This window comes from Burkholderia sp. SRS-25 (genome assembly GCF_004343765.1).
In the GTDB taxonomy this organism is placed as follows: domain Bacteria; phylum Pseudomonadota; class Gammaproteobacteria; order Burkholderiales; family Burkholderiaceae; genus Burkholderia; species Burkholderia contaminans.
Genome location: NZ_PTXM01000009.1, coordinates 170279 through 187884, shown reverse-complemented (window position 1 = coordinate 187884; position 17606 = coordinate 170279). Strand labels below are relative to the sequence as shown.

At 68.1% G+C, this 17606-nt stretch carries 16 protein-coding genes; 2 read left to right on the top strand and 14 right to left on the bottom strand.

The annotated features are described in order from the left end of the window. Positions 1 to 27: 27 nt before the first annotated feature. Entirely contained in the window at positions 28 to 1083 is a 1056-nt protein-coding gene (locus tag C5O79_RS14415; protein WP_122479085.1) for a porin, read from the bottom strand. Between the two features lie 313 nt (positions 1084 to 1396). On the opposite strand from C5O79_RS14415, the gene C5O79_RS14410 reads away from it, so the two are divergent. Then, a complete protein-coding gene (locus tag C5O79_RS14410; protein ID WP_039356037.1) occupies positions 1397 to 2125 on the top strand; it encodes an IclR family transcriptional regulator in 729 nt (242 codons plus the stop codon). A 42-nt stretch (positions 2126 to 2167) separates the two neighbouring features. On the opposite strand, the gene C5O79_RS14405 is transcribed toward C5O79_RS14410, so the two are convergent. From C5O79_RS14405 to C5O79_RS14365, 9 genes are all read right to left on the bottom strand, one after another. Next, positions 2168 to 3625 (bottom strand): NAD-dependent succinate-semialdehyde dehydrogenase, encoded by a 1458-nt coding sequence (locus C5O79_RS14405; RefSeq protein WP_174242181.1) that lies wholly within the window; start codon positions 3623 to 3625, stop codon positions 2168 to 2170. 79 nt (positions 3626 to 3704) lie between these two features. Then, on the bottom strand, positions 3705 to 4037 hold the full coding sequence (locus C5O79_RS14400) for an NIPSNAP family protein (RefSeq protein WP_122478605.1): 333 nt from the start codon (positions 4035 to 4037) through the stop codon (positions 3705 to 3707). Continuing rightward, a complete protein-coding gene (locus C5O79_RS14395) occupies positions 4027 to 5658 on the bottom strand; it encodes a bifunctional 3-(3-hydroxy-phenyl)propionate/3-hydroxycinnamic acid hydroxylase (protein WP_122478603.1) in 1632 nt (543 codons plus the stop codon). Before C5O79_RS14395 ends, C5O79_RS14400 begins: the two co-directional genes overlap by 11 nt. Next, positions 5655 to 6566 carry an alpha/beta hydrolase gene (locus tag C5O79_RS14390; protein ID WP_174242179.1) on the bottom strand — a complete coding sequence of 304 codons (912 nt, stop codon included), beginning with the start codon at positions 6564 to 6566 and terminating at the stop codon, positions 5655 to 5657. The genes C5O79_RS14395 and C5O79_RS14390 overlap by 4 nt, the downstream gene beginning before the upstream one ends. Positions 6567 to 6593: 27 nt before the next feature. Then, positions 6594 to 7199 (bottom strand): amino acid synthesis family protein, encoded by a 606-nt coding sequence (locus C5O79_RS14385; RefSeq protein WP_039356026.1) that lies wholly within the window; start codon positions 7197 to 7199, stop codon positions 6594 to 6596. Positions 7200 to 7247: 48 nt separating this feature from the next. Then, positions 7248 to 7763 carry a VOC family protein gene (locus C5O79_RS14380; protein WP_039356023.1) on the bottom strand — a complete coding sequence of 172 codons (516 nt, stop codon included), beginning with the start codon at positions 7761 to 7763 and terminating at the stop codon, positions 7248 to 7250. A gap of 12 nt (positions 7764 to 7775) precedes the next feature. Further along, positions 7776 to 8813: a sialidase family protein gene (locus C5O79_RS14375; protein WP_122478599.1), complete on the bottom strand. Its 1038-nt coding sequence runs from the start codon at positions 8811 to 8813 to the stop codon at positions 7776 to 7778. A 15-nt stretch (positions 8814 to 8828) separates the two neighbouring features. After that, complete coding sequence (locus tag C5O79_RS14370; RefSeq protein ID WP_039356016.1) at positions 8829 to 9641, bottom strand: SDR family oxidoreductase; 813 nt, start codon at positions 9639 to 9641, stop codon at positions 8829 to 8831. 49 nt (positions 9642 to 9690) lie between these two features. Then, complete coding sequence (locus tag C5O79_RS14365; protein WP_039356014.1) at positions 9691 to 11271, bottom strand: acetolactate synthase large subunit; 1581 nt, start codon at positions 11269 to 11271, stop codon at positions 9691 to 9693. A 392-nt stretch (positions 11272 to 11663) separates the two neighbouring features. Here C5O79_RS14365 and C5O79_RS14360 point away from each other — a divergent pair, with 392 nt between their 5' ends. Then, on the top strand, positions 11664 to 13769 hold the full coding sequence (locus C5O79_RS14360) for a TonB-dependent receptor (RefSeq protein ID WP_122479083.1): 2106 nt from the start codon (positions 11664 to 11666) through the stop codon (positions 13767 to 13769). A gap of 36 nt (positions 13770 to 13805) precedes the next feature. Here C5O79_RS14360 and C5O79_RS14355 read toward each other — a convergent pair whose 3' ends face one another. The 4 genes from C5O79_RS14355 to C5O79_RS14340 are packed head-to-tail and all read right to left on the bottom strand — an operon-like array spanning position 13806 to position 17508. After that, entirely contained in the window at positions 13806 to 15059 is a 1254-nt protein-coding gene (locus C5O79_RS14355) for an arsenic transporter (RefSeq protein WP_122478597.1), read from the bottom strand. A 37-nt stretch (positions 15060 to 15096) separates the two neighbouring features. Beyond that, entirely contained in the window at positions 15097 to 16356 is a 1260-nt protein-coding gene (locus C5O79_RS14350) for an MFS transporter (protein ID WP_122478595.1), read from the bottom strand. A gap of 21 nt (positions 16357 to 16377) precedes the next feature. Then, entirely contained in the window at positions 16378 to 16926 is a 549-nt protein-coding gene (locus C5O79_RS14345) for a hypothetical protein (RefSeq protein WP_122478593.1), read from the bottom strand. Between the two features lie 42 nt (positions 16927 to 16968). Next, complete coding sequence (locus C5O79_RS14340; protein ID WP_226148357.1) at positions 16969 to 17508, bottom strand: hypothetical protein; 540 nt, start codon at positions 17506 to 17508, stop codon at positions 16969 to 16971. Between the last annotated feature and the right edge of the window lie 98 nt (positions 17509 to 17606).

Genomic DNA, 17606 nt, shown 5'->3' with positions numbered 1-17606 from the left:
GCGGCAGCCCGTGTTTCTCGCGCATCGTCAGAACTGATGCCGCAGCCCGAGCCGGACCGCGGTCTGCGTCGAGCCGGACGCCGCCCCGCCGAGCGCCGCCTCGACCTGCGCGCCATACGCACTGTCGTGCCCGCGTGCGAATACCACGTAAAGGCCGGTACGCTTCGACAGCGAATAGTCGGCGCTCAACGTGACCTGGTTGGCCGAGCCGATGTCGCCGCCGCGCTGCTGGTACTGGAAGCCGCCGCCGAGCTGCAACGCCGGCGTGACCGCATAGGTCAAGCCGCCGTCATAGGTCGTGGCCCGCAGCGGCGCGGCGGCGCTGATCCGCACGTCCGACACCATGCCGAAGACGCGGAACGGCCCGACGTTGTAGCCTGCACCGCCCGAGAAATTGCGCAGATTGCCACCGGCAGTTACATCGTGCTGGCCGAAATAAGCGAGCGCGGCGCTGAACGCGCCTTGCGTGTAGGACAGCATCGCGCTTTGCACGCTGCTGCGCGCGACCGTGCCGGGCACGTTGCCGAAGCCCCACAGGCCGCCGAACGACAATCCGCCGAACGTCGGGCTCACGTACTTCACCGCATTGTTCACCTGGACGCCCCACACGCGGTTGTCGAGCGCACCGCCCGCCGACGCATTCGCCGGCAAGCCCCACGCGAGCAGGCCGGCCGGCGTGTTCGCGCCGATCGCGAAAGCCGGCATCAGATCGCCGACGAAATCGAACTGGCGCCCGAGCGTCACGGTCCCCCAGTCGCCGCCGAGCCCGACGTAGGCTTGCGAACTGAATGCGGAGCCGGGCACGGTCAGCGCGCCGTCGGAGGTCTGGAACTGGCTTTCGAGCCGAAAGACCGCATAGTTGGCGCCGCCGAGATCCTCCCTGCCCGTCAGGCCCCACACGTCGTTGCGCGACACGCCGGCCTGCAACGCGAGCTGGCGCCCGCCACGCGGGGCGGACGCCACGTCGCTCGTATAGGTCACGCCCGTGTCCAGCGAACCGTAGAGCGTCACGCTCGATTGCGCGAACGCCGGTGCGACGGCACCGCAGCCGCACCATGCCACCATCCGGAACCACCCTTTCATCTGCTTCTCCTCATCGAAATTTCTCGGCCGATGTGCGCGTGAACCGACCGGCGCGGCAGCAACATCGATCCAGTGCGATTTCATTTTCTAAAATAGGAATCCATATCAATAGATATCGAAACGAACCACCTCGACACGGCTGGCACGCTTCCCGCGCATGCGTCGACGCGCTTCCGGTTGCCGCCGGCACGACTTAAGTTAGACTACGGCCTGTCGCCCGCGGCGCCGCATGCCGTGCCGCAGCGCGGCAACCCGAAACCGCCTTCGTCGTTCACGTTCCCTAGCCGCAAGCCGTCTGATCCCGGATTACGTCATGTCGAGCCTCACCAAAATGCTGTCCATCCTCGACGTCTTCTCTTCGTCCGCGACGTCGATGACGGCCGAGGAAATCGCCGAACACATGGGCTTTTCGCGCACCACGTGCTATCGCTACGTGAAGGAACTGGCCTCCGTCGGCCTGCTCGTCGGCACCAACGGCCGCTATACGCTGGGCCCGCGCATCATCCATCTCGACTACAACATGCGGCAGTCGGACCCGACGCTCACCGCCGCGAAGCCCGTGATCCAGAAGCTGGTTCAGGTCACCGGCGGCGACGCGCTCGTGTCGACGCTGTTCGACGAGCAGATCATCAACGTGATGCACGAAACCGGCGCCGAGAACCTGCAACTGGGCTTCGGCCGCGGCCGCATCATGCCGCTGTTTCAGGGCGCGTCGTCGAAAGTGATCGTCGCCGCGATGTCGCGCGCGCGGCTGAAGCGCCTGCACGAACGCCACAACGCCGAGCTGGGCGAGTTCGCGAGCGACTGGACGCAGTTCTGGCGCGCCTGCCAGCAGATCGTCGACGCGGGATACTGGATTTCGCGCGGCGAACTCGATGAAGGGTTCGTCGGCATCGCCGCACCGATTCGCACGGCCAGCAGCGGCGAGGTCAACAGCAGCCTGTCGCTGGTCTTTCGCGCCGAACACTTCGCGCTGTTCGACGAGCACGTGCTCGGCAAGCTGCTGATCGACGCGACCGCTCAGATCGGCGACGCGACCTGAGCATGCGGCCGTCGTCACGCGCGATGGTCGACCGACATTCGCTCAGTTCATCTGTGTGATGAATTTGGTGACCAGATAGCCGTCGAACGTCTCCGTACCGCCCTCGCTGCCGAAGCCGCTGTCCTTCACGCCGCCGAACGGGATCTCCGCCGGCCCCATCCCGAAGTGATTGATGTTGACCATGCCGGCTTCGAGCGCCCGGCCGATTCGGTGCGCATCGCGCGCCGACGTCGTGAACGCGTACGACGCGAGGCCGAACGGCAAGCGGTTCGCTTCGTCCAGCGCATCGTCGAGCGCGTCGAACGGCACGATCCCGACGATCGGGCCGAACGGCTCCTCGTTCATCAGCCGCGTGTCGCGCGCCGGGCCCAGCACGACCGTCGGTGCGAAATAGTGCCCTGGCCCGGCCGCCGACAAGCGTGTCCCGCCTGCGGCAATCTCCGCCCCTTTAGCCTTCGCATCGGCGACAAACGCGTCGATCTCGGATACGCGCCGCGCGTGTGCAAGCGGCCCCATCGTGGTCGTCTCGTCCAACCCATGGCCGACACGAATCTTGCCGACCGCGTCGATATACGCGCCGACGAACCGGTCGAACACCGGGCGCTGCACGAAGAAACGCGTCGGCGACACGCAAACCTGCCCGGCATTGCGAAACTTGTACGCAGCCAGCATCGTCGCGGCACGCTCGATTTCTGCGTCCGCGCAGACCAGCACCGGCGCATGCCCGCCCAGCTCCATGGTCATGCGCTTCATGTGCGACGCGGCGAGCGCCGCCAGTTGCTTGCCGACCGGCACCGAACCCGTGAACGAGATCTTGCGCACGAGCGGCGACTCGATCAGCTGCGTGGACACGTCGGCCGGCACGCCCCAGACGACGTTCAGGCAGCCCGCGGGCAAGCCGGCATCGTGAAAGATGCGCGCGAGCGCGACGATCGCGCTCGGCGATTCCTCGGGTCCTTTCAGCACCAGCGTGCACCCAGACGCAAGCGCGGCCGCGATCTTGTGCATCGCCTGGCTGAACGGAAAATTCCACGGAGAGAACGCCGCGCACACGCCGATCGGTTCGCGCAACACTGTCTGCGCGACGTCCGGCGAACGCGACGGCACGACGCGGCCGTAGGTGCGACGCCCCTCCTCCGCATGCCATTCGAGCTGCTCGGCGGACGACACGACCTCGGCGATCGCCTCGCGAAGCGGCTTGCCCTGGTCCATCGTGATGTGGCGGCCGATCGCCGGCGCACGCTCGCGCACCAGCGCAGCCGCGCGACGCAGGATGTCCGAGCGCGCGAGCGGCGACTCGCGTCGCCACGTCGCGAACGCACAATGCGCGGCGCGCACGGCGGCGTCGATATCGGCCGGCGTCGCATGCGGCAGGTCGCCGAGCACGCTGCCGGTTCCCGGATCGAGCACGGGCTGCGTGCGGCGGCCGTCGGCCTGAAGGAACCGGCCGTCGATATACAGATGGAGCGACGCGTAATCGCGTTGCGCATCAGGTGTCATGCGGGAAGTCAGCGGCGTAAACGGAATCAAGACGGATACCTCGGTAGAGACTGCACGATGGGCCGACGTGGCGAACGCGTCATGCGGCTGGCGGCGGTGCACGCAACAGGCCGCCGATTTCCTGTCGGAGAATCTGGTTTTCCTGCCGGACGAGCAGATGCCGAACCTTGCCGCGAAACGTCCTGAACTCGGGATCGGCCATCAGCACGGCACGACGCCGGGCCCGATCGTCGAGCGAATCGAACGCCCACAGATAGACGAGCTGGTTCAGCGGTCCGATTTCCATCGCGAAACAGCCGACCATCGTGCCGAGCGCATGCTCCTGCGGCGCGCGGCCGCACTCCGCATAGAGCCGCAGATACTCGGCGACGCCGCCCGGCACGAGCGTGTAGGTGCGTTGTTCAACAAACATCCGCGGTCTCCCGTTGTCGCGGTGCAAAGGCCTGGAACGCCGCGGTCACGCCGGCCATTCCGGCGGCGTCCGTCTGCGCGGCCACGTAGCGATCGGGGCGCACGACCACGAGCGGCCCGCGATGCCGGTCGAACCATGCCGCCAGCGCGTTGTCGACATCCTCGATGCACACGCTGTCGTGGGCGCTCGTCACGCGCCGTGCGCGGCCCGTCCCGCTACGCGAGCGATTGACCTGAACGAAGGTCGCACCCAGCGCCGTCCAGTACGCGCGATCGTCGTCGCTCAGGCATGCCTGCGGATCGCATTGCCAGCCGACGATCGAGAACCACGGGCCGAGCACGTCGTCGAGCTTGCGGCGCACGCCGTCGGCCGTTTCGACGTCGGGCTGCGCGATCATCCTGCCCGCCGCGTCGCCCGGCGCGCCCGGCAGCACGACGCCCCGCGTATAGCTCGGCATCGGCTTGAAGCGCATCTGCAGCACGTAGTCCTTCAGGCCGGGCGCATATCGCGCGAGCCCGAGGAACCGGTCGCGCAGAAACGCGACGAGCCGGTTGGTCGGCATCAGCATCGCGCCGAACGTGTCCGCGAGATCGATCATCGCCTTCGCGTGGTCGCGGCGTTCCGATTCGTAGGTGTGGATCACGCCGGGATCGAGCGTGCCGTTCACGACGCCTGCCAGTTTCCACGCGAGATTGCCGACGTCGCGCAAGCCCGCATTCAGGCCCTGGCCGATCCACGGCGGGCTCAGGTGGGCGGCGTCGCCGACGAGCGCCACGCGGCCCGCCACGAAGCGCTCGGCCACGCGAGAATGGTGCGTATAGGTCCGTGCGCGCACGATCTCGATGCGCTCGACGTCGTCGACGTACGGCGCGATCAGCGCGCGGATCGATTCGGGCCGGGCAATCGCCTCCGCGTCTTCATGCGGGAATACGAGAAACTCCCAGCGCCGGAAATTGAACGGCAGATAGATGCACACGTTCGGGCGGCGCGGGTCGCAGTTCAGCGCCGTGCACGGCTGGTCGAGCCCGGCGTTCTTCACGTCGACCACGACCCATTTGATCGGGTGCGTCGTGCCGGCCAGCTTGATGCCGAGCCAGTCGCGCATCGGGCTGCGCCCGCCGTCGGCCGCCACCACGTAGTCGGCATCGAGCGCATATTGCCGGCCGTCGGCACCGCGCACCCGCAACGTGACGCAGCGATCGTCCTGTTCGACGCCGACCACTTCCTCGCCGCTCCGCAGCGATACGTGCGGATAGCGCGCCAGCCCCGCGCGCAGCGTGTGTTCGGCCAGTTGCTGCATGAAGATGTTGCGCCGCCACCAGCCGAATTCGCGGTTTGACGGGCGGATATCGGCAAAGCATTCGCCATTCGCCTTGAACATGCGCAACGGCACGTTCTGGATGATGTCGCGGCTCAGTTCGTCAGCGAGCCCCGCGGTCTGAAACATCCGCAATGCTTCGTCGTCGATGCCGACCGCGCGCGGAAAATCGACGACGTCCGCTGCCTTCTCGATGATCACCGTCGCGACACCGTAAAGGCCGAGCAGGTTTGCCATCGCGACGCCGTTCGGGCCCGCGCCGACGATCGCGACCGACGTCCGGTTCAGGTTGTTCGCTTTCATTCGCCCGCGCCTCCGCTGCGCCATGCAGGATCATCGAGACGATCGAGCCACGACCGCAATGCGCGATTGAATGCATCGGGTTGATCGTCATGCACGTAATGCGTTGCGCCGGGAATGTCGATCCGCTCGATTTCCGCATTGGCGGCCGCCATTTCGGCCGCCACGTCCGCGGACAGGAAATCCGAGTCGCCGCCGCGCAGCAGCAACGTCGGCACGTGCAAGTTGAGGATCAGCGGCCACAAATGGACGAGCTGCTCCGGTGTCGCGGCGAGCCGTGCGGCCGCAATCCCTTGCGCGTCGTGCCGCCAGACGATCCTCCCCTGCTCGTCTTCTTTCAGCGAATGCGCGATGCGCGAATCGAGCGCGGATTCCGCGATGTTCGGCCGCTGGCGTCGCCAGAACGTGCGTGCGTCGTCCCACGACACGAACGCATCGGGCGTTTCCTTCAGCTCGCGCTTGATGCGCTCCGAACCCGGCGAGCCGGCCGACGCGCCGGGGCCCATGTCCTCGATCACGAGGCCCGCGAGCCGTACGGCGTGCCTTTCGGCGTACCGTTCCAGTTGCGCCGCCGCGTAGACGAATGCATTGGCGCCACCCATCGAGTGCCCGACCAGCACGAATCGTCGCAGGTCGAGCGCGCGCACCAATGCGTCGAGATCGCGCACGTAGGCGGCCGCGTAGTAGTCCCGTCGCGGATCCCAGTCGCTCAGCCCGCGCCCGCGCTGATCGAGCGCGACGACCCGGTAGCGGTCGACCAGCGCAGCGGCGACGGGCGCCCAGGTATGCGCGTAACTGCGCAAGCCGTGCAGCATCACCACGGTCGGCGCATCGTCGCGCCCCCAGCTCACGTAGTGCAGCCGCAATCCATCGTTGTCGATCCATCCCTCGTTGACGGACGCCGTGTTCATCATCTGCTCCTCGCCCGACATGCGCGCTCAGACCAGACCGTCGCGACCGACGATCTCGCTCGCCTTCAGGCCGCCGAGCCGTGCATGCAGCCGGCCGCGCGTCGCGAATGCGAAGATCACCAGCACTTCGTCGTCGTTCGGCGCATCGGGAAACAGGCACGTCACCGTGTCGTAGTGCGAGCGCACGTAGAGTGCATCCTTGTGCGCGAGCGGCACGTCGATCACTGTGTTGATCGGGCCGCGCTTGCCGCTCGACGGCACCCATGATTTGCCGCCGCCCAGCGCCGCGCGGATCGGCTCCGCGAAGATCGACGTGAGGAACGCGTTGCCGTGTTCGTATTCGCCGGCTGAACCGACCAGGCACGCCTTGCCGTAGCTCTCGATCGCGCGGCCGTCGGCGAGCGACGCGATGCGTCGCGCAAACTCCTTGCCGAGCGCGGGCGACGGACGCACGAGATCGTCGAGGTTTTCGCTGAATCGCCCTGCGTACGGGTTGTGAACTGCCGCGGCGATCACGATCTTGCGCAACGGCTCGCCGTCCGCGAGCTGACCGGTTTCGTTCGCGAGCGAATCCTCGATCTGCGTGTACCACTTGCGGATATGAAAACCTTCGAAATTGGCGGTCTTGCTCATTTGCATTCCTATATAAAACGTCGATGATGCGGATGGAAAGGCGGCGCCTCAGTCGAACAGCGGTTCGAGCTGGACGGGGTCGCTCGGCGCGTTGTATCGATGCAGCACGCGCTTGCCCTCTTCGTCGTCCATGACGGTCTCGCAGAAGAATTCGAGCCGGTTGCCGTCCGGGTCCGTGAAATACACGCCAATCCCGACCTTGTGATCGGTGATCTTGACGATCGGCACGTCGCGGCGAATCAGCATCCCGTACAGGCGGCGCAATTCGGTCAGCCCGCCGGCGATTTCGAGGCCGTAGTGCTGCAGGCCGATCGTGCCGAGCTCCGCATCGGATGCCGCGCGAATCAGCGCGATGTCGTGGTGCTTCTGGCCGAACGACATGAACACCCACTGCGCGTCGCGTGCGGTTTCCGTCATGCCGAGCACGTCGGCGTACCAGATGCTCGAGCGAACGGGATCGCGCACGAACAGCGATAGGTGAGTGCGCTGCACGCGCGGCGTCGGCAGCGGCAGGCCGCTCGCGTTCGCACGCTCGGCGTGTTGCCGGATATCGGACGGTGTCATCGTTCGCTCCGCTCAGTGGGTCGACTGCGCGTGGGCGGCCAGCGGCGCCTCGAACGGCGTCCACGCCACCGCCGTGATCTCGCTGAAATCGCGCCATTCCTTGGTCCAGTTCCGGCCGCCGTCGCGCGAGCGGAACAGGTGCCCGTACTTGGTGCCCGCATACACGAGCGCCGGTTGGGCCGCGTGCACGCCGAACGCCCAGAACGTGGAGTTCGGCGGCGTGTGCAGATCCGTCTCGTGCCACGCGTAACCGCGATCGGTCGAGCGGTAGATGCGGCTGCGGCTGCCCGGCGTGCCGTCGCCGATCGCCATCAGCAGGTCGCCTTCCGGCTCCGGCAGTTGCACGACGGTGCGCGTGTAGTACAGCCCGTCGAAGCGGTCGCGCGACAGCTTGCCGTCCCAGGTCAGGCCGTCGTCCTCGCTCACGTACACCGCGTTGACCGTCAGCAGCACCGTGGTCTCCGGCCGGCCTTGCTTGGCAGGCAGAATTGCGATCGCGTGAATGTCGCTGTTGCGGATCGCGGAGCCGGGGCCGTCCACGCGCGTCCAGCTCGCGCCGGCGTCGCGGCTGCGCCACGCGCCGCCCTCCTCCACGCCGTACCAGACGTTGCGGCTGTCGTCCGGGTCCACGCAGATCGTCAGCAGCCGCGGACGATTGACGCCCGAGCAAAACTCCGGAAACTCGGGCGCCGTTCGTTCCCAGGTCGCGCCCGCGTCGCTCGACTTGTAAAGCGCGGCGCGCGACGGCGCGCCGGTGCCCGCATAGAGCACTGCCGGGTTGGCCGGATCGATCGCGATCGACCAGACCGTCTGCCCGTTCAGCAGGTTCTCGGGCAGGAACCAGTGCGCGCCGCCATCGTCGCTGATGCACAGCCCCGAATCGGCGCCGGCATAGACGCGCGACGGCGTCGCGGGATCCACCGCGAGCGCGCGCACGATGCCGTCGAACTCGATCGGTTCGGCGAGGCCGAGACGATGCCAGGTCTTGCCGTCGTCGTTCGAGCGCAGGATGCCTTGCCCGGCGGTGGCGACCAGTACGGTTGCGGTCATGAAGTGCTCCTTGTGTCAGAGAAAAATGCCGCGCGTGAGCCCGCCGTCGCAGCCGATCGATTCGCCGGTGATCGAGCCGGACTTCGGCGACGCGAGAAACGCGACGATCCACCCCATTTCTTCCGGCTGCAGCACGCGGCGGATCGGTGTGACCTTCACGTAGTTGGCCTCGACTTCCGCGGCGGTGAGCCCCTGCTTCTGCGCTTCCTTCTCGTAGAGCTCGTGGATGTGCGGCGTTTCGACGACGCCCGGATGAATCGTGTTGACCGTGATGCCGAACGGGCCGAGCTGGTCGGACAGCGTCTTGGTCAGGTGCACGATCGCCACGTTGCGCATGCCGGACAGCTGCTTGCTGCCGCGGCCCGTCAGGCCGCCGATGTTAACGATCCGGCCGAAGCCGTTGGCCCGCATGTACGGTGCGGCCGCCTTCGCGCAACGCAGGTAGCCGACCACCTTGATGTCGATGTCCTGCAGCAGTCCCTGCGGATCCGCGTGTTCGAGTTCGGCGCGCACGAGGCCGCCCGGATGCGCGGCGCCGTTCAGCAGGATGTCGAGCCGGCCGAAGCGCTCGACGCCCGCGGCCATCGCCGCTTCGATCGATGCCATGTCGGTCGTATCCACCGTGACGGGCAGGATCGTGCCGGCTGCGTCGCCGAGCGGCGCGAGCGCCGTGCGAATCTCGGCGGCCGCCGCTTCCAGATGTTCGATGCGCCGCGCGGCGATCGCGACGTTGACGCCTTCGCGCGCCAGTTCGAGCGCGACCGCCTTGCCGATGCCCATGCTGCCGCCGGTGATGAACGCGGCTTTTCCGTGCAGTTGCAGATCCATGTCGATGAAAGGTGAGAGTCGGGATTGAAGAAAGGAGCCGGTGGCGCGATCAGGACAACTGCATTTCGATGAGCGTCGGCCCGTCGGTATGCGCGAGTGCGTCGTCGAGCGCTTGCGCCAGCACATGCACGTCGCTCACGCGCTGGGCCGGCACGCCGTAGCCGCGCGACAACGCGAGCCAGTCGATCGGCGGATCGTCCAGTTGCGTCAGGCGGCTCGCGTGCGGCGTGTCGGCCGGCAGGCCGCTGCGCGCGAGTTCGGTCTGCAGGATCCCGTAGCGCCGGTTCGATGCGATCAGCATCACGATCGGCAAACGCTCGCGCGCCATCGTCCAAAGCGACTGGATCGTGTACTGCGCGCTGCCGTCGGACTGCAGCGCGAACACGCGGCGCTCCGGGCACGCGACGGCGGCGCCGAGCGCCACCGGCAGGCCCTGGCCGATGGCACCGCCCGTGTTCGTCAAAATGGTGTGACGACGCGCGCGCGCCGATGCGGTCACGAACGGGTAGCCGCAGGTGCCGCCTTCGATCGACACGATCGCATCGTCGGGCAGCGCATTCGCGAGCACGCGGCCGACGGCCTGCGGCGTGAGCGGGCCGTCCTCCACGCGCCAGCGCTCGACGTGCACACCCACGTCGTTCCCCGCCGCGCCGATGCGATCGGCCAGCGCCTCCAGCGCGTCGTCCGCCGCGTCGCCGGGCGTTGCGAGCGTCACGATGTCCTCGGGCCGCGCGAGTTCGCCCGGAATGCCCTCGTAGCCGAAGTAGGTAACGGGCGCGAGCGCGCCGGCCAGCACCACGCGCCGGCCGGCCAGCGCCGCGAGCGCCGGCTCGGGGAAGTAAGGCAGGCGGTCGATGTCCGGCAGGCCGCCGCCGCGCTCCGCCCGTGCCGGAAAAGTCTCGCTGAAGCAGGTCGCGCCGGTGGCCGCCGCGATGCGCGCCGCCGCCCGCTGCCCGCGCGCCGACAGCGCGCGGGCGCCCATCAGCAGGACGGCGCGATGACCGCTGAGCAGCAGATCGGCGACCTGTTCGACCCGAGCGGCATCGAACGACACCGCGGCCGGGCGCACGACGGCGGGCCACGCCGCGCCGCGCACGCTGGCCGACTGAAGATCGACCGGCAGCACGAGGGTCGCGACGCCGCGTTGCGCGCCCATCGCGGCCGAAATCGCGTCGGCCGTATCGGTCGCGAGATCGGTGTCGCGCGCCACGCTGCGATACCACACCGACACCGGACGGGCGAGCGATTCGATGTCCGACGTCAGCGGGGCGTCGTACTTCAGATGCTCGCGCGTGTGATCGCCGACGATGTTCAGGATCGGCGTGCGGGCGCGGCGCGCGTTGTGCAGATTGGCAATGCCGTTCGCGTGGCCGGGCCCGAGGTGCAGCAGCGTCATCGCGGGCTTGCCGGTCATGCGGCCATAGCCGTCGGCCGCGCCCGTGCACACGCCCTCGAACAGCCCGAGGATCGACCGCACGCCGGCCACGGTATCGAGCGCACCGACGAACGGCATCTCGGTCGTGCCGGGATTGGCGAAACAGACGTCGACGCCCGCGTCTCGCGCGGTGGTGAGCACGACGCTCGCCCCGCTTCTTGCTTCGGTATCGCTGTCCAACTGTGGGATGTTCATGCGGCTGCTCGACGGGTTTGGCTGAGGTGTTTTTACTGTAATCCCGAATTACGGGATTTGTCAAACTGTCCATTTCACTTTCGCGATCCACGAAGGATCTCGTTTACCCGAAATTTCGCGACAATTTCGCGCGACAACGAGGTGACGACGTTATCCGATCGCCCTCGCGACGCGATTTGTTTCCCACCATTCGGAATTTGAATAAATTGCCCCGCCACATTGACCGCGCCCGCGCCGTGCACCGTTTCACCCCGCGCCTCCACGCTCAAAATTACGATTGCAAATGCCTCTCATTTGCATTAAATTGCCGCGCAAATGTACTGTTTGGAACACAGATGTCGGCGCGAGGCCGCCCGCCGTGCCCGAACGCGAACGACATGAAAAGGACAAGCATGAGCAGGAGAAATTGGGCGGCCGCACCGATGGCCATCGTCGTCGGCACGACCGGCATGGGCGCCGCCGACGCGCAGGAGACCTCACTGCCCACCATCGAAATCTCCGCCCAACGCGCGACGGCGCCGTTCCGCACGCGCGAATCGACGAGCGCGACGCGCAGCGAGGCGGACGTGATGGAGATTCCGTTCGCGGTCAGCAGCGTCGACGCGAAGCTGATCCAGACCGTGGCCGCCACGCGCGGCGACGATCTTTACGACTGGGTCGCGGGCGTCTCGCGCCAGAACAACTTCGGCGGCCTGTGGGACAACTACGCGGTGCGCGGCTTCGCCGGCGACGGCAACACGTCCGGCACCGACTACCTGGTCAACGGCTTTTCGTGGAATCGCGGGATGAGCGTGCCGCGCGACACCGTCAACCTCGAGCGCATGGAGGTGCTCAAGGGGCCGGCCTCCGCGCTGTATGGCCGCGGCGATCCGGGCGGGATCATCAGCTATACGACGAAGCAGCCGCAGTTCACTCGCGCGAACACCATCGGCGTGTCGGCCGGCAGCTACGGCGCATTGCGCCAGACCCTCGATTCGACCGGCCCCGTCACGAAATCGCTCGCGTACCGCTTCGTCGCGATGAACGAGAACAACGGCAGCTTCCGCGACACGGTGTCGAGCAAACGCTACCTGTTCTCACCATCGTTCACGTGGGACATCGGCGCGGACACGACGCTCCACTACGAATTCGAGAGCGCGCGTCAGCGTGCGCCGCTCGATCGCGGCGTGCTGGCGGTCAACGGCCAGCTCGGCGTGATCCCCGCGTCGCGCTTCCTCGGCGAGCCGCGCGACGGCGACTACGACGTGCGCAACACGGGCCACCAGTTCACGCTCGAGCATCGCCTCGATTCCAGCTGGTCGATCAATGCCGGCGTCGCGCAACGCAACACCGACCTGTCGGGGCGCTCGTCCGAGGCATTCGCATTGCAGCCGGACGGCCGCACGTTGTGGCGCCGCTACCGGCAAGTCGCGTTTCACTCGAACGACCTGCAAGGCCGCGTCGAAACCGCCGGCTCGTTCCGCACGGGCGGCATCGGCCATACGCTCGTGATGGGCGTCGATGCGTACCGCTTCAACTACGACCAGTTCGTCACACGCTCCACGCCGAGCGCCGCGGCGCCGTATGCGATCGACATCTTCGATCCGGTCTACGGCCAGCCCGCGCCGACACCGCGCACCGCGACCAACCTGCTCGAACGCGATGACGGTCAAGGCGTCTACGCGCAGGACACGCTCGCGTTCGGGCCGCACTGGAAGATCCTGGCCGGGCTGCGCTGGGATCGCTTCCACCAGTCGATCGACAACCGCCTGAAGGGCGTGACGACGAGCCAGTTGCAGACCGCGGTGAGCCCGCGTATCGGCGTCGTGTATGAAATGAGCCCCGCGTGGTCGTTCTATGCGAACACCGCGTATTCGTTCCGGCCGAACAACGGCGCCGACGTCGGCGGCAACGCGTTCGATCCCGAGAAAGGCCACGGCTACGAAGCCGGCGCGAAATGGGCGGGCGCGCGCTCGCTCACGACCGTCTCGGCGTTCTACGTGACCAAGCGCAACGTGCTCACCGCCGATCCGGCGAATGCCGGCTTCTCGCGCGCGGCCGGCGAAGTGCGCAGCCGCGGCGTCGAATTCGAATGGAGCGGCGACCTCGGGCACGGCCTGCGCGGCATCGCGAACTTCGCGTACGTCGACGCCGAGGTCACGCGCGATACCGTGCTCGCGCCCGGCTCGCGCCTCGTCGACGTACCGCGTCTGAGCGGCAGCGCGCTGCTGATGTACGAGACCACCCTGCCGTTCGCGGACAAGGCCGGCGCCGGCGCCGGCGTGATCTATGTCGGGCGCCGCGCCGGCAACACGGCCAACACGCAGGACGGCTTCGAACTGCCGGCCTACGCGACCGTCCAGCTCAACGGCTATCTTCAGGTCAACAAGCACCTGCGTGCATCCGTAGTCCTGAACAACCTGTTCAATCGCACCACCTACGTCAGCTCGTACAACAGCCTGTGGGTCACGCCGGGCGCGCCGCGCAGCCTGTTCGCGTCGCTCGCCTACTCGTTCTAGGCCGGCCGGGACGGCTGACGCGACGCGCCTCGCGCGTCAGCCGCCGACCACGAACCGCGCGCCCAGCGCGAGCAGCAACGCAGGCGGCATCACGCACGCGCCGACCGCGAGAAATTCGCGGAAACCGACCTGCAGCCCTTCGCGCCGGATCGCCGCCAGCCACAGAATCGTCGCGAGCGATCCGGTGATCGACAGGTTCGGGCCAAGATCCACGCCGATCAGAATCGCGTCGACCACCGTTTGCGGGCTGTGCGCCGCGTGGATCGTCGAACTCGCGATCAGCCCGGCGGGCAGGTTGTTGACCCCGTTCGACAGCAGCGCGACCGCGACGCCGGCCACGGCCGCGGCGACGTGCTCGCCGCTTTGCATCAGCATGTGCAGCAGGCCCGCCAGCGCGCGCACCGCGCCGGTCCGGTCGAGCGTCTCGACGACGACGAACAGCCCCGCGACGAGCGGCAACACGCTCCACGAAATCTCGCGAACGATCGGCACGCACGCCGCGCGATCCCGCATCGCCACGCACGCGACCGTGACGACGCCCGCCAGCGCGGTCGGCAACCCGAGCGGACGATCGGCGACCGACACCGCCATCAGCGCGACGGCCGTTGCGGCGATGCCCGCCAGCGCGATGCGTCCGCCGCGCGTCAGCGGCCGCACCGGCAGCGCGGACTCGCAATGGCCGGACAGCGCACGTCGCTGCACGATCCGCAGCATCACGAACGTGCAGACGATCGACGCGACGGACGGCGCCGCGAAGTGCGCGAGCCAGACGCCGAGCGCCGGCATGTGCGCGCCGTACAGCACCAGGTTCGCCGGATTCGAAATCGGCAGCACGAAACTCGCGGCATTGGCGACGAGCGCGCAGCTGTACAGCAGCGGCATCGGGTTGGCCTTCGCGCGGCGCGCGGCGGCCAGGACCGCGGGCGTCAGCACGACGGCGGTCGCGTCGTTCGACAGGAACACCGTGGTGACGACGCCGACGCCGTAGATCAGCGCGAACAACCGCCGCGGCGAGCCCTGCGCGAGATTCACGACGTGCGTCGCGACCCAGTCGAACAGCCCCTCGCGACGGGCCGCCTCCGACAGCAGCATCATGCCCGTCAGGAAGAGGTACACGTCGCCGCCTTTCGCGACGGCGTCCAGCGCCTGGGCAGCAGGCAACAGGTTCAACACGACCAGCAGCAGCGCGCCGCTCACGGCCCACGTTGCTTCGGGCCAACCGAACGGACGCGTGATGACGCCCGCGGTGGCGAGCGCGGAAATCAGCCAGGCAAGCGAAACAGGATTCATGGGCAAGTGGACGGAGGGATGGGAATCGACATCGCCTTCACGACGATGTCGCCGATAGATCGGCGGGCTTGCCGCACACGCTGCTCAGCGAGCGTGCATGACCGAGCCACAGCGCGAGCGAGCCCGTCGACACGGCGCCCAGCACGACGAACGCGGACGGATAGCCGAAGTGCTGCGCGAGCACGCCGCCCAGCACGGGACTGAGCGCCGCGCCGATGCCCTGCGCGGTCGCGACGGCGCCCTGCCCGGCATTCACGCGGCCGGAACCATGCAGCAGGTGAACGACGAGTGCGGGCACGACCACGCTTTGCAGCCCGGCGCCGACGCCGTCGAGCACCTGCACCGGCCACACGCCCGCTTCGCTCATCCACGCCGCGGCGACCAGCCCGCGCACCGGCAGCACGAGGTACGAGAACAGCAGCACGCGCCAGTAACCGTGCGAGCGAATCAGCCGTGGCGCGAGCCACGCCGCCGCAATCATCACGCACTGCGCGATGACGATCGTCTGTGCGGTGAATGCGCTCGCGTTGCTGCGATGCGTGACGACGACGCCCATCCCGTAGAGCGGCAGCATCGCGGCGTTGCCGAGATGAAACAGCGCGAGCGACGCGCCGAGCAGCACCAGCGGCCGGTTCTCGGCGAGCGTGCGCAGGCCGCCGACGCGCGACGCCGCGTCCGACGCATGCGGATGCGCAGCAACCGTTCCCGGTGCGGCACCGGCAGGATCGAGACCCCGTGCGGACGCATGATCGATCGCGTGCCCGGGAATCGCCAGCGTGCTCACGATGGCGAGGACCGTAAACGCACCGACCAGCGCGAACACCGCGTCGAATCCGACATGCCAGCCGAGCCACCCGGCGAGCGCCGCACCGGCGACGTTGCCGGCGTGGTTCGCCATCTGGTTGCGCCCGAACTGCCGGTCGAAACCCTGCCGGCGCACGATGCCGAGCGTCACGCCCGCAGCGGCCGGCGCGAGCACCGCGCCGCTGACCGCCGCCACGATCTGCGACGCCGCCACCGCCGGATAGCCGTGGACGAACATCATCGCCAGCGACGCAAGCGCCGTCACCGCGGTCGCCGCGACGATCAGCGCCCGCTTCGCGCGCACCGCATCGACGAGCGCGCCGGCCAACGGCGTCGCGGCCATCGCGGCGAGCCCGGCCAGCGTCATGACCGAGCCGATCGCATCGGCGCCCCAGCCGCGCGACAGCAGGATGACGCCGATGAACGGGCCGATGCCGGCCTGCACGTCGGCCAGGAAGAAGTTGAGCGCTTCGAGCGCGCGCGCCGGTCTCATGGTCGTGTCACCGTCGCACGCTCATTCGACATCCGCATCGACGAGCTCGGCGATCTCGCTCACGTCGAGCGTCGTGCCGTGCGGCGTGACGACGCCGTGCCCCCACGCCTGCACATGGACACCGGGACGCAGATAATCGTGCAGCGCTTCAGCCGCATGCGGCGGCACCCGCAACGCGACGCCGCTCGTCAGCAACGCGCCGTTCACCTCGCCTTTCGGGCCGTGCAGCGCGAACGCGACTTCGCCGCTCGATTCCATCGGTTGTCGAGCGGCGTGCGTCGGCTTCGGCGGTGCAGCGTGCGCGGGCCCGTCGTCGACGATGTCGACGCCGTCGCGGCCGGTCAGTTGCACGGCCGCGATCATCGCCGCGCGACGCGGCTTGACGCCCCGCACGCGGATGCGGTCGCCAACCGCGACACGGCGCGCCAGTTCGCGGCCCAGATGCGGCGGCACGTGAACCTGCAGGTCGCCGTTCAGGATCAGGCCGTCGATGTCTCCGTGCGGATTGAGCAGGAACTGCGTGACGCGGCCGCGCGTTTCGGGCAGGCAGGCGGGATCGATCCAATGCATGGCAGGACTCCTTTCGATGGATTGGGGAAAAGCGCCGCGCGATTAGCGCGCGACATCGTCATAGAGATTCACGACATGGCCCGGCGCGCCGAACGCCGTCGCCTGCAGCGCTTCGCCGTACGCGTTGCGCGTGCCGTAGCCGACCGCGGCCACGCGCTCGCCGGGGACGAGCAGCGCGCCGAATTGCTGGGCCGCCGGAACGGTCAGCTTGACGATCGCCCCGCTGTCGAGCATCACACCGTCCGGCTCGCCGCGCGGCGCGCGCGTCACGCGGCGCACGACACCGGACACGTTCAGGCGGGCAAGGTTGACGCCGCGCAGCATGGGCGGCACGGGCGCGACGGGCGCGGGCGGCTGATCGGACAGCGACGCGCCGGTGCCGTCGTTGCGGACTACGCGGGCACGGATTTCATCGTCGACGCGTCGTTCGCCGGCTACCGTCACGCGGTCGCCCGTTTTCACGAGCGCAGTCAGTTGCGAGCCGAGATGCGGCGGCAGGCGGACGAGCGTGCCGTCGGTGAGCACGAAGCCGTCGACGGTGCCTTCCGGATTGATCGTCAGGCGCGACAGCGTGCCGGACATCAGCGCATCCGAGGCGGTGTCGTTTCCGGGTACGGCGGGCACAGGCGCGCGAGACCGAGGAGGAGCAGGAGGCGGCGGCATGGCGCCGGCCGGGTCGT

Excerpts from the sequence above, each read along its gene's own strand:
- C5O79_RS14405 (WP_174242181.1), bottom strand. The coding sequence starts at position 3,625 with ATGACACCTGATGCGCAACGCGATTACGCGTCGCTCCATCTGTATATC.
- C5O79_RS14350 (WP_122478595.1), bottom strand. The coding sequence starts at position 16,356 with ATGAGACCGGCGCGCGCGCTCGAAGCGCTCAACTTCTTCCTGGCCGAC.
- C5O79_RS14355 (WP_122478597.1), bottom strand. The coding sequence starts at position 15,059 with ATGAATCCTGTTTCGCTTGCCTGGCTGATTTCCGCGCTCGCCACCGCG.
- C5O79_RS14370 (WP_039356016.1), bottom strand. The coding sequence starts at position 9,641 with ATGGATCTGCAACTGCACGGAAAAGCCGCGTTCATCACCGGCGGCAGC.
- C5O79_RS14400 (WP_122478605.1), bottom strand. The coding sequence starts at position 4,037 with ATGTTTGTTGAACAACGCACCTACACGCTCGTGCCGGGCGGCGTCGCC.
- C5O79_RS14345 (WP_122478593.1), bottom strand. The coding sequence starts at position 16,926 with ATGCATTGGATCGATCCCGCCTGCCTGCCCGAAACGCGCGGCCGCGTC.
- C5O79_RS14360 (WP_122479083.1), top strand. The coding sequence starts at position 11,664 with ATGAGCAGGAGAAATTGGGCGGCCGCACCGATGGCCATCGTCGTCGGC.
- C5O79_RS14415 (WP_122479085.1), bottom strand. The coding sequence starts at position 1,083 with ATGAAAGGGTGGTTCCGGATGGTGGCATGGTGCGGCTGCGGTGCCGTC.
- C5O79_RS14385 (WP_039356026.1), bottom strand. The coding sequence starts at position 7,199 with ATGAGCAAGACCGCCAATTTCGAAGGTTTTCATATCCGCAAGTGGTAC.
- C5O79_RS14410 (WP_039356037.1), top strand. The coding sequence starts at position 1,397 with ATGTCGAGCCTCACCAAAATGCTGTCCATCCTCGACGTCTTCTCTTCG.
- C5O79_RS14390 (WP_174242179.1), bottom strand. The coding sequence starts at position 6,566 with ATGAACACGGCGTCCGTCAACGAGGGATGGATCGACAACGATGGATTG.
- C5O79_RS14395 (WP_122478603.1), bottom strand. The coding sequence starts at position 5,658 with ATGAAAGCGAACAACCTGAACCGGACGTCGGTCGCGATCGTCGGCGCG.
- C5O79_RS14380 (WP_039356023.1), bottom strand. The coding sequence starts at position 7,763 with ATGACACCGTCCGATATCCGGCAACACGCCGAGCGTGCGAACGCGAGC.
- C5O79_RS14365 (WP_039356014.1), bottom strand. The coding sequence starts at position 11,271 with ATGAACATCCCACAGTTGGACAGCGATACCGAAGCAAGAAGCGGGGCG.
- C5O79_RS14340 (WP_226148357.1), bottom strand. The coding sequence starts at position 17,508 with ATGTCCGGCACGCTGTCGCGCCTGACGATCAATCCGGAAGGCACCGTC.
- C5O79_RS14375 (WP_122478599.1), bottom strand. The coding sequence starts at position 8,813 with ATGACCGCAACCGTACTGGTCGCCACCGCCGGGCAAGGCATCCTGCGC.